The sequence below is a fragment of the Dermabacter sp. genome (assembly GCF_032550575.1).
GTDB lineage: Bacteria > Actinomycetota > Actinomycetes > Actinomycetales > Dermabacteraceae > Dermabacter > Dermabacter hominis.
This window is the reverse complement of the sequence record NZ_JAWFZC010000005.1, coordinates 39,106-56,223: the sequence shown is the minus strand read 5'-3', so window position 1 is coordinate 56,223 and position 17,118 is coordinate 39,106. Positions and strand designations below refer to the sequence as shown.

Here is a 17,118-nt window from a genome sequence, read left to right as displayed (position 1 = left end):
AAGTCCTCGCGCTCTGGCTCACCCGGGCGCACAATGGTGCCACCCCAGCCCCACAATGATGTGTTTGAGGACGGTCCGCTATGAGTGATCAGTACGTATACCCTTTCAGCGCCGGCTCGCGCGAGCAGGTCGACCTGCTCGGTGGTAAAGGCGCGAATCTCGCCGAAATGACCCAGCTTGGGCTTCCCGTACCACCAGGCTTTACGATCACGACCGACGCCTGCCGGTACTACATGCGCTACGGCCATGAGCCGAGCGTGCTTGCCGACCAGGTCAAACGCGAACTCGCGAGTGTCGAGAAGGAACTCGGGCGCACGTTCGGCGATCCGAAGAACCCCCTGCTCGTGAGCGTGCGCTCGGGCGCGAAGGTCTCGATGCCCGGCATGATGGAGACGGTTCTGAACGTCGGCCTCAACGACGAGACGCTCGAGGGGCTCGCGGAGCTCTCGCATTCACGGCGATTCGCGCTCGACTCGTACCGACGCCTTCTGCAGATGTTCGGGCGTACCGTGCTCGATATCGATGCCGAACTGTTCGAGGCGGTTCTCGACGACGCTAAGTCGGCTGCGGGAGCCGCGAGCGATGTCGAGCTTTCGGAAGGCGACCTCGAGCGGGTCGTCGCGAGTTTTAAAGAGATCATCGAGCAAGAATCCGGCTCGCCCTTCCCTCAGGACCCGTTCACGCAGCTCACCATGAGTATCCACGCGGTGTTCGACTCGTGGAATTCGCCGCGCGCGATCGTGTACCGCAACACCGAGCGCATCCCCCACGACCTCGGCACCGCCGTCAACGTGTGTTCGATGGTTTTCGGGAACCTCGATGACCAGAGCGCGACCGGTGTCGCCTTCACGCGCGACCCCGCGACGGGCGCTCGCGGCGTGTATGGCGACTTCCTCCTCAACGCTCAGGGCGAAGACGTCGTTGCGGGCATTCGCAACACGCTGAGCCTTCCCGATATGGAGAACCTGCTTCCCGAGAACTATCGCGAGCTCGTGGGCATCATGGAAAAGCTCGAGCGACACTATCGCGACCTGTGCGATATCGAGTTCACGGTCGAATCGGGCAAGCTATGGATGCTTCAAACCCGCGTGGGTAAGCGCACCGCCGCTGCCGCGTTCCGCATCGCCACCGCCCTCCTCGACGAGGGAGCGATCACCGAGAACGAGGCGCTCATGCGCGTGACCGGTGACCAACTCTCGCGCCTCATGTTCCCCGCCTTCGATTCTCATTCCGAGCGCGTACTCCTCGCCCGCGGCATGAACGCCTCCCCGGGGGCCGCTACCGGTCACGTCGCCTTTACCACCGCGGACGTGCTCGCGCGCGCTAAAGAGGGCACGCGGTCGATCCTCGTGCGCCGCGAGACCAACCCCGACGACCTCGCGGGCATGATCACCGCCGAAGGCGTGCTCACGGCACGCGGCGGGAAGACCTCCCACGCGGCCGTCGTTGCCCGCGGCCTCGGCCGCACGTGCGTGTGCGGTGTCGAGGCGTTCACCGTCGATGAGGCCGCCCGCGAAGTACGCGTCGATGGTGAAGTGGTGCTGCGCGACGGGGATCTCGTGTCGATTGATGGCACAAGCGGTGAAGTATTCCTCGGAGAGGTCCCCGTGCAGCCGAGTGCCGTCGCCGCCTACTTCGAATCCGGTGCAAGCCTGGAAGGCGCTACCGGTAAGCCGCTCGAGAGCCTCGACGAAGGAGAAGCAGAGCTCGTGGCAAGCGTCGACCGGCTCATGCGCATCGCCGATCGCGAACGCGCTCTCCTCGTCCGTGCCAACGCCGACACCCCCGAGGACGCCGCACGGGCACGCCGCATGGGGGCCCAGGGCATCGGGCTTACGCGCACCGAACACATGTTCCTCGGCGACCGCCGCACGCTCGTCGAGAACCTCATCCTCGCCGCAAGCCCCGAGGAACGCGAGGAAGCGCTCACCGCGCTCCTGCCCCTCCAGCGCGGAGACTTCCTCGAGATGATCCGCGAGATGGACGGCCTGCCCATGACCGTGCGCCTCCTCGATCCGCCGCTGCACGAGTTCCTCCCCGACCTCACCGAACTCTCGGTGCGGATCGCGAAGGCTGAAGAGCGCGGCGAGCACAACGATCACGAGATCAAAGTGCTCGAGGCCGTGAAGCGCCTGCACGAGCAGAACCCGATGCTCGGCCTTCGCGGTGTGCGGCTCGGGCTTTCTATCCCCGGCCTCTTCGGCATGCAGACCCGCGCGATCCTCGAGGCCGAGGCACAGGCCCGCGCCGAGGGACTGAATCCGCAGGTCGAGATCATGATCCCGCTCGTAAGCTCCGTGCGTGAGCTGCGTGAGATCAAGAAGGAAATTTTCGCCGTTCGCGACGCGGTCACGCAGGAAACGGGCCTCAAGCTCACCACCGTGATCGGTTCGATGATCGAACTGCCGCGCGCAGCCCTTCGTGCCGACGAGATCGCCGAAGAAGCCGAATTCTTCAGTTTCGGCACGAACGATCTCACGCAAACCACGTGGGGCTTTTCACGCGACGACGTCGAGGCCGGCTTCTTCTTCACCTACAAGGAGCACGGCATCCTCCTCACGAGCCCGTTCGAGTCGATCGACCAATTCGGCGTCGGTGAACTCGTACGCATCGGCACCGAACGCGGCCGCGCCGTCAACCCGGACCTCCACGTCGGCGTGTGCGGCGAGCACGGTGGAGACCCGAGCTCGATTCACTTCTTCAACTGGCTCGGGCTCGACTACGTCTCGTGCTCACCGTTCCGCGTGCCCGTCGCGCGCCTCGAGGCGGGGCGCGCGACACTCAGCGTGGATGACTTCGAGATGAGCCACTAGCGCGGGCGGATGGAGAGCACGTCGACGTTCGCCTCGGGCGGGGCCGTGAGCGCGTAGCGCACGGCCTCGCCGATCGTTTCGGGCTTCATGTAGTCGCTCTCCACATATTCGCCACCCTCGTAGGCGCGCAGTTCGCGTTGCATGTCGGTCGCGACGCGCCCCGGGTGGAGCGATACGACGCGCACACCTCTCTCGCGTTCCTCCTCGCGGAGCGAATCGGAAAGGGCACGAAGGGCGAACTTCGTCGCGGAGTACACGGCGTTGCCGGGCTTCGACGTGAAGCCTGAGCCGGAGTTCACGAACACGATTGTGCCGCGCGCCTCGCGAAGCTCCGGGAGGATCTGGGCGGTGAGAACGGCCTGCGCTGTCACGTTCATGTGGAGAGCGAACTCCCAGTCGCCCGGCTTGGTGTTTTCGACCGTGTCGCCGGCGAGAACGCCCGCGCTCAGCACGGCGCCGTCAAGCCCGCCGCTGCCTGTTCCGAGGGCGCCGCTCTCGCGAGCCTCGTGCATGCCGTCGATAATCTTCTGCGAGTCGGAAAGGTCCGCCAGGACATATTCGGCCGACGGTAGCTCGGCGACGAGCGCTTCGAGCGCCTTTTCGTCGCGGCCCACGAGCACGAGGTGGGCGAAGTCTTTGAGCGCGAAGGCGGTTGCGCGGCCGATGCCGCGCGTCGCGCCCGTGATCAGGATGCGGGGCTTCGAATTCGTCATAACCCCACTGTGTCACGTTCGCCTCGAGGAGGCCTGCCCTCGGAACACTCGGGGCTAAAGCACGCGCCCGGGTTCCCCCTCATCGGTGACAACGGGCAGCCCCTGCATGAGCCACGCATCCATTCCACCGCCCACATTGATCGCCTCGATTCCCTGCATGGCGAGCCACTGAGCGACCTGCGAGGAGCGCCCACCCGAGCGGCACACGAGGTAAATGTCCCGCTCGCGTCCCTCGTCATCCTCCACAAAGAGCTCATCGAGATGTGCGGCGAGGCTACTCGCGGGGAGATGGCGAGCGCTTGGCGCGTGCCCCGCGTCCCACTCATCCTGCTCACGTATGTCGAAAAGGAGGGCGCCCTCGGGGACACTCAGCGGGTCAACGGTTTCGAAATCCATGCGTTCAGCCTAGAGGGATTCGCTCCGTGTTGGCCACAAGCACCGGCACTCCGGGAAGTTCCGAGGTGCCGGTGCTCATGTTCGCCCACGGCAAGTTTCAGCCTGCTGCGCGCACGCGGGCGCGCGCCGCCCGGGCCACGAGCGGGGAACTCACGAGGGCCGACGCCGACACGAGCCCGAGTGCGGCCACGACGCTCACGACGAACCCCACTGCGACAAGAGGATCCGATGCTGCCGAGCCCATGAGCGAGAAAAGAACGAGCGCCGCCATGAACACGGAGACCGCGAGGGAGATCGCGACGGGAATCGCGATCTCCGCGATCCGTGCACGGTGCAGCTGGCTGATACTCGCGCCAGCAACGTGCTGGGAGCGGTACCTCGACGCCTGATCGATCACTCGCGCGGTGTGGGTGACACCGGTACTCACAGCCGCGAGCACCGTCGCGATCCCCACCGTCAGCACAGCACCCGTCAAGAGCGCCTGGTTCATGAGCCGCGAGGATTCATCCACGCTCGGCAGCGACGTCACAATCGAGGCAAAACCGGAAACGACAAGCGCAATCGTCACGCCCGAGACCGCCCTCCAGCCCGCGCGCGGATCGGCGCACAGACGCCGCGCCCCCACGAGGAGACTCGGTGTCGGCGCGAGGGACGCAACGATGCGCGCGATGACCCACACGATAAACGGACCAGCGAGATTCACGGAGAAGACCATTATTCCCACGGTCAACACCACCGCCACAATCACAGCGCCGAGCGACACGCCCTGGATGCGGGGAAGGAATTGCGCCACCGCGAAGAACACAATGATGCTCAACACCCATACGAGAAGGCGCATGACCGACATGCGCACCTTGTGCGCACCTCGGGCAATTCCGAGGGGACTCAAGGCAACCCCCGTGAGGGTGATCGACGCGGAGACCGAGGCAAACAGCGCAAGAGCACAAGGCGTAAGGGCGAGAGCCCACCACGGCAAGATGAGCTCCGCAGCCGTAAATTTCCGGATCCCGAAATCGAGATGCGAAAGCGGCCACGCGAGTGCAACGTGACAGGCAACGCCGATCACCGCGCCCACGACTGATTGCCAGGCGACGTCGGACACCGCGACCCCCGCCACCTGCGCGCGCGTGCCCCCAACGAGCCGAACCGCAGCCAAGTCTTTTTCGCGGCGCGCGAGGGACAGTCGAGCCGCCGCCCCACCGAGGGCGATCGCGTTCGGGACGAGCAGCACGCACGCGAAGACCGCACAGATCACCAGCAGCGGTGTGATCTGTGCTTCGGGCGACGCCGATGGATCTGTCGCTTCAAAACCGCTCGGACCCAGCCGCCCATAGAAAGCGCCCGTGCCCGCAAGAACCGTGCACACGATCGCCGTCGCCGCCGCGAACGCGATCACCGGGAGAGCGTTCGCGAGAGATCGTCTCCCCCGCACAAGCATGAGCAGGGCGCTCATCGCACAAGCTCCCGTTCGATCTGGCCGTCGCGCATCACGATCGTGCGCGCACACGCAGCCGCAACGCCCTCGTCGTGTGTCACCATCACGAGCGCGCTACCGGCATCAGCGGTCGCCTGCAGGAGCAGATGGAGAACCTCCTGGCCGGTCTTCTGATCGAGCGCCCCGGTGGGCTCATCGGCATACACAACCGACGGCTCCCCCGCAAGGGCACGGGCGATAGCGACACGCTGCGCCTGGCCGCCCGAGAGCTGACCGGGCCGGCGCTCCTCGAGCCCCGAAAGCCCAAGCGCAGCGAGCCAATGCTTCGCCATTCCCTTTGCCTTCCGCCGCGAGACACCCGCAAGCATCCGCGGGAGCATCACGTTCTCGAGGGCACTCAGTTCAGGGAGCAGCTGGCCATCCTGGAAAACAAAACCGAAATCGGTGCGGCGCAACTTCGTTCGCGCAGCATCGCGCATGTCGCGCAGATCGCGTTCGCCGTAAAGAACCCGGCCGCCAGTCGGCGCGAGGATTCCCGCGAGGCAGTGCAGCAGGGTCGACTTGCCGCAACCCGACGGCCCCATAATGGCGAGGCTTTGACCAGAGTAGATATCAAGATCCACGCCTCTCAGGGCGTGTGTATGTGCGTCATAGGCAAGCGAGAGATTGCGCGCCGAAAGGACGATCGGGCAGGCGCCGGGAACGGTTCCGACGGCTGGCTGGGCAACAGAGGAAGGTGGAAACTTGTGTGGTGTTGTCATGCCTCTACGCTCTCGTGGAGGCGGTCGCTCACGCATCGATCCCCGGGACCGTTCGCACCTGACGCGGGGCGGATGTTTTTGCGAGGATGCGTCGCGTCGATTCCACCCCCAGACGGATCAGCCCTCATACTTTCGGCGCGATACGCCGGGTAGGCGAAAGGCGCGGCCCGGGGTTATCCCGTCACCGCGCCTTGCGTTGCGAGTGGCGCCCCATGTGGGGCGTGCCGATCAGCCGAACTTACCGGAGATGTAACGCTCGGTTTCTTCCATCGCTGGGTTGTTGAAGATCTTGGTCGTTTCATCGAACTCGATGAGCTTGCCCGGGGTACCCGTGCCGGCAATGTTAAAGAAGCCGGTCTTGTCGGACACACGCGAGGCCTGCTGCATGTTGTGAGTCACGATGACGATCGTGTACTCAGACTTGAGCTGATGAATGAGATCCTCGACCGCGAGAGTCGAGATCGGGTCGAGCGCCGAGCACGGCTCGTCCATAAGAACAATGTCAGGCTTCACGGCGATCGTGCGGGCAATGCACAGGCGCTGCTGCTGGCCACCGGAGAGGCCGCCGCCGGGCTTGTTGAGGCGGTTCTTGACCTCTTCCCAAAGGTTCGCGCCGCGAAGTGACTCTTCGACGAGCTGATCGGCCTCGCTCTTCGAGAGGCGCTTGTTGTTGAGCTTGGCGCCCGCGAGAACGTTCTCGGCGATCGACATCGTCGGGAACGGGTTCGCCTTCTGGAAGACCATGCCGACGCGGCGACGGACATTCACGGGGTCGATACCGGGGCCGTAAATGTTCTCGCCACCGATGTTGACCTCGCCCTCGGCGTATGCACCGGGAATGACCTCGTGCATGCGGTTGAGGGTGCGCAGGAAGGTGGACTTGCCGCAGCCGGAGGGGCCGATGAGGGCGGTGACGCTACGGGAATCAATCTTGACGTTGACGTCCTCGACGGCCAGGAAGTCGCCGTAATAGACGTTGAGGTTCTTCACGTCAATGCTCTGTGACATCTGAGATCCTTTCAAAGATCAGCCTGTGAGGGCTTAGCGGCCGGTCTTCGGCGAGAAGTAGTGGGAAACGAGGCGGGCGAAAATATTCAGCACCATCACGATAATGATGAGCGTCAGTGCAGCCGCCCACGCCCTCTGATAGTTGATATCGGGATTACACGCGAATTCTTCACGCGTGAAGTAGTTGAGGACCTTCTCGCCAGACTTGCCGCACACAGCATGGCCGAAGCTGTACTGCTGGTTGATGTAGGTGGGCAGCGCCATCATGCGGTCCTTGAACGGGTTGGGGTTCAGCATCTGGACCACGCCGATCGTGAACATGAGCGGCGCTGTTTCGCCGATGACACGAGCGATAGCGAGGGTAACGCCAGTGGCGAGACCGGCGATCGCGGTACGGAGCACGACGCGAACGATCGTAAGCCACTTCGGCACGCCGAGGGCGTAGGCGGCTTCGCGCAGTTCGAGGGGAACGAGGCGAATCATCTCTTCGCTCGATCGAACGACGGTCGGGATCATGAGAACCGACAGGGCAACGGAGCCCATGGCACCCATACGCAGGCCGGCCTCGCCCGTGAGCGTCGTGAAAAGCGCAAGCGTGAACAGACCCGCGACGATCGACGGGACACCCGTCATAACGTCAACGAGGAAGGTAATGCCTTTGCCGAGGGTCTTACGCCACCCGGTCTGGGCGTACTCCACGAGGAAGATGGCGGTCAAAAGACCGATGGGGATCGAGATGATCGAAGCCCCGAGAGTAATGATGAGCGTTCCCACGATGGCGTGGAGAATGCCACCGCCGTCAGCGCCGCCATTGAAGCCCTGCATGTCTCCCGTGAGGAAGCCCGGCGTGAGCAGGCGCGGCCCGCCTTTCGAGAGCACCTCGAGCAGGAGGGACACGAGCGGAATCATCGCGGTCGCAAAGGCGCCGATGAGAATGAGCGTCATGAGGCGATCCTTCGCCCATCGCTCACCTTCGCGCACTCGCGAGTAGATGTAGCCAATCACGAGGTGGGCGAAGAAGCCCAGGACGATGACGGCCGGAAGGGTGAAGGAGTTCGTGACAAGCAGGAGGATCGAGACGAGTACGAGGGCGACGACGCCCGTGAGCACCATGTGCCACCAGGGCAGGCGACGCTCGCCGGCGTTCAGGAAGCTCGAGCTTCTCTTGCCCTTCGGGCCGGGGTTGGAGGCATTGAGGGTTGCGGTTGCTTCACTCATTTCTGAGCCCCCTACTTCTTACGTGCGCTAGCGGCCACGATCCAGCGGGCGAGCGCGTTGATGACGAACGTGATGAGGAACAGGACGAGACCCGCGAAAATGAGCTTTGCCATGTCAATGCCGGTGGATTCGGCATTTTGCGAGGCGATGAACGAGGCGATCGTCATGTGCCTACCGACCTCAAGGAGGTGGAGCGAATAGGTGTAGCCGGGGCTGAGCACCATGAGCACAGCCATGGTTTCACCGAGTGCGCGGCCGAGGCCGAGCATGCACGCCGAAACAACGCCGTTGCGGCCGAAGGGAAGGACGACCATGCGCACCATTTCCCACTTCGTGGCGCCAAGTCCAATCGCGGCCTCTTCCTGGAGACCTGGGGTCTGGAGGAAGACCTCGCGGCTCACGGCGGTGATGATCGGGAGGATCATGACGGCGAGGACGATCGAGGCGGTCATCACGTTACGCATGGGGGCGTGCGGGTTGCCCTGGAAGAACGGGATCCAGCTCGTGAGCGGGCTGGTATTGAGGAACGTGTAGAGCGGCTGCATGAGCGGCACGAGCCACACGCCACCCCACAGACCGAAGACAACCGACGGCACCGCGGCAAGGAGATCGATCACGTATCCGATCGGCATCGCGAGCTTGCGTGGCGCGTAGTGAGAGATGAAGAGCGCAATCCCGATAGCGATCGGAGCGGCAATAATCAGCGCCAGAAGTGAGGCGAGCACCGTGCCGAACACCAGTGGGCCGACGAACTCAAGGAGGTTCTGCTTGCCCGAGTTGGTGGGGATCGCATTCCAGTTCTCAATCGCCGGGAGCGACTGAATAAGAAGGAAGATGAAGATTGCCGCGAGCACGGCAAAAATGATGAGGCCGGACCCGACACTCAACGACGAGAAAATTGCGTCGCCTGGACGCGCACCCGAGCTCTTGAAGCTCGCCTTCTTCTCGTTGCCCGGAGGTTCGGGGGCGCCCTTGGCGGGTGTGCTGTTTTCGGCAGCCGCTGTGCTCACGCGCACGCTCCTGACGGTAGGGGATGGAAAGAATGGACTGAACGACAGGTGCGCCGCCGACCCTGGTGGGCTCGGCGGCGCACCGTTACGCCTTAGGCGTCAGCTGCGGATCACTTAGCCTTGATGGCGTCGATCGACTTCTGGGCGTCCTCGCGGAGCTTAGCCGAGAGGGGGGCCGAGCCGGCAGCCTGAGCAGCGTCGTTCTGGCCCTGCTCCGAGATCACGTAAGAAGCGTAAGCCTTGACGAGATCGGCATCTTCCTTCTTCTCGTAGGTGTCGCACATGACCATGTAGGACACGAGGACGATCGGGTACGAGCCGGCTTCCTTGGTGTCGCGAGCGAGTTCGAGGGCGATGTCGTTCTCGCTACGGCCCTCAACCTTCGGCGAAACCTCAACGGCCTTGGCAGCAGCATCAGCGCTGTAGCCGACGTACTCGTCGCCGACCTTGATCTTGGCGGTGCCGAGGTCGCCAGCCTTCGAGGCGTCGGCGTAACCGATGGTGCCGTTGCCGCCCTGAACGGTGTTGATAAGGCCCGAGGTCTTCTCACCCGACTGGCCGCCATCCTCGAACCAAGTCTCGATAGCGCCGTGCTTCCACGAATCGGGGGCGGCGGCAGCGAGGTACTCGGTGAAGTTCTCGGTGGTGCCCGACTTGTCCGAGCGGTGCACCGGAACGATGTCGAGGTCAGGGAGCTCAACGTTGGGGTTGTCAGCCTTGATGGCCTCGTCGTTCCACTTCTTGATGTCGCCAGCGAAGATCTTCGCGAGGGTGTCGGGCGAGAGCTGGAGATCCTTCACGCCGTCGAGCTTGTACACAACCGCGATCGGGGAGATGTAGACGGGGATGTCGAAAGCCTCGCCGCCGAAGCAACGATCCTTCGACTTGGCAACCTCTTCATCCTTGAGGTAGGCATCCGAGCCGGCGAAGTTGGTGGCGGAAGCGAGGAACTGCTCGCGGCCCTTACCCGAGCCAACAGCGTCGTAGGTCACCGTGGCGCCCGAGTTCTGAGCCATGAAGCCACCGATGAACGCGCCCTGTGCGTCTTCCATCGAGGAAGCGCCGGCGCCTGCGAGGGTGCCCGAGACGTCACCGGATGCGCTCGACGAGCCCTTGGTGCCTTCGCTCTTGCCTTTGTCGGAGGAGTCGCCACCGCACGCTGCGAGAGCGAAGGCGCCTGCGAGGCCGAGGGCGGTTGCGGAAACGAACTTCTTCTTGAGGTTCACGAGTGTCCTTTCGAGGCTGCTAAAGCCTGGGATACGGGTCGTAGGTGGACACAACGAACGTAGAAGCCCCAAGTGACGCCGCGAGTATTCCCAGGTAAACAAACGGTGAACTCATGCGAGAATTTTCAGCCAGGCGTCTCGTATAACAGACTTTTCCCTGCTCAGAGGCATCCTTTGCCACTAATTGCGCCCGTTCAACGTGGGGCACATCACCGCTGTCATGGGCTCTAACCGATGTTGGGAAGGTGCCTTTCCACATCAACGATGCGACCGCGTTCACTCGTGTGCAACACGAGCATCTCCCCCGGCGCGAGGTACGGGTTCTCGCGAGGGAGCTTCCCCCGCGCCTCCTTCGTGCACGCGTGCTTCGCAGCCGCAATAATGGTCGGCAGCACGGGTCTGTGAGTACAGACGACGGTACGTGCCGCTTCGGCAATCGCTCGCTCCATGACCGCGGCAGCACGCGCCGGCCGCTTCTCATGCGCGTGTTCGGTGAGCTCGGGTTTCTCAACGATGTCAATCCCACCCTCGTGCGCAAACGGCTCGATCGTTTCGAGGCAGCGACGCCAAGGCGAGGTCACGACGGTCTTCGGGGCGTACGCGCCAAGTAGTGGGGGCAGCGCCGCCGCCTGCTTGCGTCCCTTGCGCCTGAGCGGCCTCGTTCTCTCATCCCCCTTGCGCCACTTCGCACGCGACTGCGCGGCGGCGTGACGCTGGACGATCACCGGCGTCGTATCGAGCTCACCCTCCTTCGCGAAATCAAGAAGGCGGGTGAGGAGATCCCGATCGGATTTGCGCGTGAGAATTTCCAGAGCTTTTGATGCCTCGACCCACTCGACCTTATCGATCTCCTTGGGATTCTTAGGGCCCGGGCCCGCCTGGGCGCGAACCCGCGCTACCCAGTACCGCACCGTTTTCGGTCGGCCGTTCGTGCGGTAGTCAACCGTCGGAAGAGGGCGGTCAAGACGGATCCGGTACCCGGTCTCCTCCTCCACTTCGCGAATCGCCGCCGCGACGAAGGACTCACCCGCCTCAAGCTTCCCCTTCGGAATCGACCAGTCTGCGTACTTCGGCCGATGCACGAGAAGAACCTGCAGCTTACCGCGCTTTTCACGCCAAACGAGCGCTCCTGCCGCGAGGATCGGGGATTGTTCGCGTGCCACGGGATTAACTCTCCTCGAAACGACAGCTCAGGGCCTCCCCAAGTGTAGTACGCCCCTCCCACGTGCGTTTGGCACACGCGGGACCGTAGACTTCCATGAGGCGTAATCCATAGAAATGATTGGTTGAAGCATGACACCGAGTGAGCGAGCACCCCTCACGGGCGCGTGTGCACTCGCACTCGCCGCCGCCATGGCCCTTCCCGTCTACAGCGGCGAGACCCTCGCCGGCATCCTCGCTCTTTTCGTTGTGCTCATGTGCGTGAGTTGGCCGCGCCTGCTCGAACTTCCGAGTCGAACGGGCAGCGCGATCATCATGGCCCTCGCAGGCCTGGGCTCGCTCGCCCTCGCACTCATCTTCGGCACGACGGGCCTCACATCGAAGCTCGTAATCGTCATCGCCGTTTCACTCTTTCTGAGTTTTGCCCACGAAATGCTTCGCCGCGAGCGCTCACGCCTCACGCTGTCCATTTCGGGAACGGCAAGCGGCGCCCTCATCGCGACCCTCACCGTCATCTGGCTGAAATGCTGGTCCCTCGCCTCGACGAACGGGCCCGCAACCGTCGGATTCCTCCTTGCTATGACGATGGGACTCGCGCTCGGCACCCTGTTCCTCGCGCTTCCGCTTCCCGCCCCGGCGCGTGTCAGCGGCGCGATCACGCTCGGTGCACTCACCTCCGGGTTCCTCGGGTGGGCTCTCCACTACCCCCCGTCGATCATCGCGATGTCGACACTCGCAGGGGCGGTCCTGTGCACCGCTGCACTCTTCGTGTTCTTCCTCCTCTCGCGCGTGATCGGAGCGTCCGCTCCGCGCCGGTCCCTCGCCGTTGCCATCGCGCCGATCGCCCTTACGGGCATCCTCGCGCTACTGTTCCTCGAGGTCGCCCTCAGTTACGTCCCCGCCGACCTCGGACTCACCGTCATCCCCACCGCGTAGGGATGTGCGTACCGGGGAATACGCCCACCGCGCGAAACGTTAATGACGTGTTCTTTCACCACTAGTCAGTAGGGAGTTCTTGTGCCCATCGTCATCGATGAGAATCTCGACCCGTCGCTCTACCCGCTCGCGTGGCTCGTGGGCGCCTGGGAGGGCACCGGCGCCGTACAGCTCAGGGGAGAAAACGGCGACGAGGTCGGTCGCGCGATCGAGCAGCGTCTCACCGTGGCCCCGGATTCCTCCGGTGGGCTCGCATGGTCGATGCGCACGTGGGTTCTCGACTCGCCTGCTCCCGAACCGCCAACAACGGCGTTCTACGAGAAGGGTGAGGAAGGGCCCGACGCCTCCCAATCAACGAACGCGACCGAGCTTGTGCGCGAGCTTCTCCTTGAGGAAAAGGGCACGTGGCGCACGACGGGAGTGCTTCCCGGCCAGGACGAAGAGGCCGCGCAAAACGCGAAGCCCGGAAGCCCCGAAAGCTATCTGTCTCACGGCGTGAGCCTGACCATGCAGCGCCGAGGCGCATTTGGCCTCACGCCCGCAGAACACTGGGCGGGAGAGGTGCGCGGCCCGCGTATCCAGCTCGCGACCCAAGACCTCGGTGGGGCAAACGGCGCCGATTCTCACGGTGCGCGCATGTTTGGGCTCGTGGGCGGGCGCCTCATGTGGCTTCAAGAGGTCGGCTCCTCCCCCGCGTCGCTGCGCCCGTATCTTTCGGTCGAGCTCGACCGTGCCGCCGATGAAGGTAAGGCAGAGGCGTGAGCCCCGCTCCCCTCATCAGTTTTCGCGCGATCCACGAGGAGACCGGGCCCGATGCCGCGGTCCCCGCGCACTACGGTGCTCCCCTGCGTGAGCAGCGGCGGCTTGTAGCGGGCAGGGCCATCGTCGATCTTGGCCACTTCGAGGTTCTCGAAGTGCGAGGTGAAGATCGCGCCCCGTGGCTCACGACCGTGACCTCCCAGGTATTTACCGATCGCGCCGAGGGCGACTCATTCGAGGCATGCGTGCTCAGCCCACAGGGGCGAGTGGAAGCATTCATGCAGGTGGCAACTGGCGGCGACTCATTCTTCCTCATCACCGATCCGGGCACGCGCGAGCGTCTTCGCGCGTATCTCGAGCTCATGACGTTCGCCAACCGTATCGACCTCGTCGACCGCGACGACCTCCACGTGCTCGGATCGTGCGCTCCGCTTGCGGACGTCTGCGGCGAGGCGCCCGCCCCCGCAGCCGTGTGGATCCAGCACTGGCCTAAGGTCGCTGTCGGCGGTGTGGCCTATGGTCCCGATCCGGAGTTTCCCGAGCCTTGGCGGCTGTCGCTCGTGAGCGACGCCGAGCTTCGCAAGCCGGACGCGCCACTGAGAAAACCCGAACTCTTCGCGGGACTGTGGGCAGCGGAGGCGCTGCGCATCGTGAATCATCGCCCTCGTCTCGTGCGGGAGGTCGATGAAAAAACGATCCCGCATGAGCTCGATCTTTTGCGCACCGCCGTTCACACGGCTAAGGGCTGCTATCGTGGCCAAGAAACGGTCGCGAAGGTTCTCAATCTTGGTCAGCCACCCCGGAGGCTCGTGCGCCTCCACCTTGACGGCTCTCAGGACATGCCCGCCCCCGTTGGAGCGGACGTCTTCTTCGGATCCAAGAAGGTGGGAGAGCTCACCTCGAGTGCGCTCCATGCCGACGAAGGGCCGGTTGCACTGGCTGTTCTCAAGCGCGCGGTCCCCCACGATGCCGCCCTCATCGTTGCCTTCGAGGTCGGTGAGGCAACCGTGCGGCTCGACGCCTCGCAAGTCACGATCGTTGCCGAACGCGACCACGGCCAACGCCCGAAAACGGCGCAGCTTCGCCGATAGTCAAAAGGAGTCCCACGTGGACGAGGAGTGGAAGTCCCGCAAAGCGGAGATCTTCGAGGTCCAGGAACGTAACTTGCGCCGAGCCGAGCGCGAGGAGCACGAGAAGGCCACGGCGATCATCCGCGACGGGATTGCACGCCTGCGCGAAGCCGGAATCGAACCGCACCCCCTGCGAGCACTCCCCTACAAGGGCTCGCGTCCCGTGAAAACCACTCACGTCGGTTGGTACCTGAAGTCGGATCGCACGGTCGGGATCGATACCGACGGCAACTACTACATCCTTTCAGCCCCGGGCGACCTCCTCACGCGCCTCAAGGGGGCGACGCTCGAGCCAAAGAGCGCTCCTCTCATCGTGGGCCGCGGCGGCCGCGACGGGGAGTGGTTCGAGATCGATAAGCTTCTTGAGCTGCGCCTTCGCGAACCCGTCGCCCCCGCGAGGAGGGTGAAGGAGTGAAGGAGTCCCGGTATCGAAAATGGGCGCGCTCCGGTGCTAACCGCGCCCGCGACGGCGCCTGGCAGATTCTGCTTGCGGCATTCACTGCCTCGGCCGCCTTTTGGCTCTCGCAGCATCTGTGGGGCCACGTCGCGCCGTTCTACGCCGGCATCACCGCTTTCCTCATCATCGGGCTCACGCTCGAAACGAAAATCCGCAAGAGCATCGACATGAGCACGGGCGTATTCACGGGGATCATCCTCGGCGAAATCGCCCGCCTCGTCATTGGATCGGGCACATGGCAACTCTTCGTCACACTCCTCGTGTCGCTGATGTTCTCGCGCTTCATCAAGGCAAGCGTCATCTTCTCGATCCAGGTGGGCATCCAGTCGATGATCGTGCTGCTTTTGCCGCAAACCCCGACCATGACACCGCAGGGGCGAGCACTCGATGCGATTACGGGCATCTTGCTCGGGCTTATCGTCCACATCGCTTTCTCACGCGACCCTCGCCGGGAGCAGCGAAAGGCTGCCGATAGTTTCTTTACCGAGCTCAAGGACACTCTCACGCAGCTTGCTGAGGCGGCGCGCGTAGGCGACATGCGGCTCGCGACGAAGGCGCTCACGCACCTGAGGAACACATCGCAGCTTCATACCGATGCCTGGGCCCTCGCGAACGACACAGCTAATGAGCTCACGAGTTACTCGCCGACCCTCCACCGCCATCACGAGCACGTCAACCGCGTGCAGCACCTGCTTGTGGGAAGCGACCGCGCCATGCGCAACGCCCGCGTGATCGCGCGACGAGAGGCCGAATTCTTGCGTGTCACGCAGCCCCACACGTTTCCAAATCTGGCCGAGGCCTTCACCGCGGCAGTCGACGCCATCGACGAGATCCAGGCCGGTGTCGACACGGAGGCGGACTTCACGAAGGCTCGGCGCAAGCTTCGCCTCTTTTGCGCGCATCTCACTCCCGAAACTCTGCTCGCTACGGCGGAGGGGACCGTCGGGCGCCTCGGCCATTTTGAGGGGATCTCCCTCGTCATTCAGCTGCGTGCCCTCGCGGTCGATCTCCTCGAGGCGACCGGCCTTCCGAGCTCTGACGCGCGCCGCTTCCTGCCGTCCCTCATCGTCGTCGCCGACGCGGATATCGTGGGCCCGCGCCCCATTACGCGCGAAATGAAGGCGGTTGAGCCTCCCGCCTCGACCGAAGCGCTCGAGCTTCTCATCACCGACCGCACCGATCCCGACCGTAGAATGAATCCGTGATTACCTACACCATCGCGTACTACCTGTCGCTCGCCCTCGCCGTCGTTTTTGTGGCGATCGAGGCGTGGGCACTCGTGAATGCCCTGCGTTTCCCGGCGAGGGCTTACGACGCAGCTTTTAAGCGGACGAAGACGTTTTGGGCGCTTATGACCGCTGGCGCGCTCGTCATCGGTGTTGTCACAGGACTCGGGCGCGGAGTGGGGCCTTTCACGATCATGCTTCAGATCATCGGCTTCGTCATGGCAGGCGTATTCCTTGCCGATGTCCTTCCCGCGTTGCGCCAGGTCATGGGTAACGCGCAGGGGCGAGGCTCGCGCTAGGCCTCTTCGTCTTCGGCGTCCTCGCCCGTCATCGTGGCGCGCACCCGCTCGCCCATCGCACGCACGAGAGCGCGGCCGTCCTCAACATCGGCGGCAGCGAGCGTTCCCGCGTAGTACTGTTCCCAGGCCTCGTGCATAGCTGCGACCGCCCGCTCGCCCTTTTCGGTGATGAACAGGTGATTGGAGCGGCGATCGACCATGTCTGGCACGCGGCCCACGAGGCCGTTGCTCTCGAGGTCGCGGATCGCGGCGCTCGCGTTTGATGGCCGCAGAATGATGTCTTCGGCCACCTTTCCCGGCGTAATACCCGGGGTGCGGCCGATATGTCGGAGGATCATCGCTTCGACCGTTGAGAGCCCTCGCATGCCGGGAATATCAACGTTGAGAGCCTGGATTCGGCGCGAAATAAGGAGCATTTCGTCGATGATCTCGACGAGCGGTGTCAATGTGCGACCTTGTGCGGACACGGTGAACCTTCCTGCTCGGCAGCGGGCACTCTTCCCGCGCGGGGCACAGGCAAGTATGCACCATCAAACCTGGCAGAAACTCACTCGTGCGACACTCGTGGTT

The 17,118-nt window shown here is 63.9% G+C and carries 17 protein-coding genes; 7 read left to right on the top strand and 10 right to left on the bottom strand.

Going from position 1 to position 17,118, the window contains the following annotated elements:
• Positions 1 to 80: 80 nt before the first annotated feature.
• Positions 81 to 2,813, top strand: coding sequence for a pyruvate, phosphate dikinase (ppdK, locus tag E6X30_RS06590; RefSeq protein ID WP_070459135.1), 2,733 nt, complete (start codon positions 81 to 83; stop codon positions 2,811 to 2,813).
• Here the strand turns inward: ppdK and E6X30_RS06585 are convergent.
• The 9 genes from E6X30_RS06585 to E6X30_RS06545 all read right to left on the bottom strand — a co-directional run bounded on the left by E6X30_RS06585 (position 2,810) and on the right by E6X30_RS06545 (position 11,743).
• The gene (locus E6X30_RS06585) at positions 2,810 to 3,526 is read right to left on the bottom strand and encodes an SDR family oxidoreductase (protein WP_070459136.1); all 717 of its coding nucleotides are present in this window, start codon (positions 3,524 to 3,526) and stop codon (positions 2,810 to 2,812) included. The genes ppdK and E6X30_RS06585 overlap by 4 nt on opposite strands.
• Before the next feature lie 54 nt (positions 3,527 to 3,580).
• Positions 3,581 to 3,922: a rhodanese-like domain-containing protein gene (locus tag E6X30_RS06580; protein ID WP_034370786.1), complete on the bottom strand. Its 342-nt coding sequence runs from the start codon at positions 3,920 to 3,922 to the stop codon at positions 3,581 to 3,583.
• Between the two features lie 97 nt (positions 3,923 to 4,019).
• On the bottom strand, positions 4,020 to 5,375 hold the full coding sequence (locus tag E6X30_RS06575) for an FtsX-like permease family protein (protein WP_016663252.1): 1,356 nt from the start codon (positions 5,373 to 5,375) through the stop codon (positions 4,020 to 4,022).
• Complete coding sequence (locus tag E6X30_RS06570) at positions 5,372 to 6,118, bottom strand: ABC transporter ATP-binding protein (RefSeq protein WP_101687000.1); 747 nt, start codon at positions 6,116 to 6,118, stop codon at positions 5,372 to 5,374. Before E6X30_RS06570 ends, E6X30_RS06575 begins: the two co-directional genes overlap by 4 nt.
• Positions 6,119 to 6,346: 228 nt before the next feature.
• Positions 6,347 to 7,126 carry a phosphate ABC transporter ATP-binding protein PstB gene (gene pstB, locus E6X30_RS06565; protein WP_016663254.1) on the bottom strand — a complete coding sequence of 260 codons (780 nt, stop codon included), beginning with the start codon at positions 7,124 to 7,126 and terminating at the stop codon, positions 6,347 to 6,349.
• A gap of 33 nt (positions 7,127 to 7,159) precedes the next feature.
• The gene (gene pstA / locus E6X30_RS06560) at positions 7,160 to 8,344 is read right to left on the bottom strand and encodes a phosphate ABC transporter permease PstA (RefSeq protein ID WP_016663255.1); all 1,185 of its coding nucleotides are present in this window, start codon (positions 8,342 to 8,344) and stop codon (positions 7,160 to 7,162) included.
• A gap of 11 nt (positions 8,345 to 8,355) precedes the next feature.
• On the bottom strand, positions 8,356 to 9,354 hold the full coding sequence (gene pstC, locus E6X30_RS06555; protein ID WP_016663256.1) for a phosphate ABC transporter permease subunit PstC: 999 nt from the start codon (positions 9,352 to 9,354) through the stop codon (positions 8,356 to 8,358).
• A 110-nt stretch (positions 9,355 to 9,464) separates the two neighbouring features.
• Positions 9,465 to 10,580 carry a phosphate ABC transporter substrate-binding protein PstS gene (gene pstS, locus E6X30_RS06550; protein ID WP_016663257.1) on the bottom strand — a complete coding sequence of 372 codons (1,116 nt, stop codon included), beginning with the start codon at positions 10,578 to 10,580 and terminating at the stop codon, positions 9,465 to 9,467.
• A gap of 227 nt (positions 10,581 to 10,807) precedes the next feature.
• Positions 10,808 to 11,743, bottom strand: coding sequence for an NUDIX hydrolase (locus E6X30_RS06545; protein ID WP_016663258.1), 936 nt, complete (start codon positions 11,741 to 11,743; stop codon positions 10,808 to 10,810).
• 130 nt (positions 11,744 to 11,873) lie between these two features.
• Here E6X30_RS06545 and E6X30_RS06540 point away from each other — a divergent pair, with 130 nt between their 5' ends.
• The 6 genes from E6X30_RS06540 (at position 11,874) to E6X30_RS06515 (ending at position 16,548) form a co-directional block, all read left to right on the top strand.
• Entirely contained in the window at positions 11,874 to 12,677 is an 804-nt protein-coding gene (locus E6X30_RS06540) for a hypothetical protein (protein WP_316335926.1), read from the top strand.
• An 81-nt stretch (positions 12,678 to 12,758) separates the two neighbouring features.
• On the top strand, positions 12,759 to 13,439 hold the full coding sequence (locus tag E6X30_RS06535; protein ID WP_016663260.1) for a heme-binding beta-barrel domain-containing protein: 681 nt from the start codon (positions 12,759 to 12,761) through the stop codon (positions 13,437 to 13,439).
• A complete protein-coding gene (locus E6X30_RS06530; protein ID WP_016663261.1) occupies positions 13,436 to 14,527 on the top strand; it encodes a folate-binding protein YgfZ in 1,092 nt (363 codons plus the stop codon). The genes E6X30_RS06535 and E6X30_RS06530 overlap by 4 nt, the downstream gene beginning before the upstream one ends.
• Positions 14,528 to 14,543: 16 nt before the next feature.
• Entirely contained in the window at positions 14,544 to 14,981 is a 438-nt protein-coding gene (locus tag E6X30_RS06525) for a hypothetical protein (protein WP_016663262.1), read from the top strand.
• On the top strand, positions 14,978 to 16,228 hold the full coding sequence (locus E6X30_RS06520; protein ID WP_016663263.1) for an aromatic acid exporter family protein: 1,251 nt from the start codon (positions 14,978 to 14,980) through the stop codon (positions 16,226 to 16,228). Before E6X30_RS06525 ends, E6X30_RS06520 begins: the two co-directional genes overlap by 4 nt.
• The gene (locus tag E6X30_RS06515) at positions 16,225 to 16,548 is read left to right on the top strand and encodes a DUF2516 family protein (protein WP_245630646.1); all 324 of its coding nucleotides are present in this window, start codon (positions 16,225 to 16,227) and stop codon (positions 16,546 to 16,548) included. The genes E6X30_RS06520 and E6X30_RS06515 overlap by 4 nt, the downstream gene beginning before the upstream one ends.
• Here E6X30_RS06515 and E6X30_RS06510 read toward each other — a convergent pair.
• Positions 16,545 to 17,015, bottom strand: coding sequence for a MarR family winged helix-turn-helix transcriptional regulator (locus E6X30_RS06510; protein WP_061211546.1), 471 nt, complete (start codon positions 17,013 to 17,015; stop codon positions 16,545 to 16,547). The genes E6X30_RS06515 and E6X30_RS06510 overlap by 4 nt on opposite strands.
• Between the last annotated feature and the right edge of the window lie 103 nt (positions 17,016 to 17,118).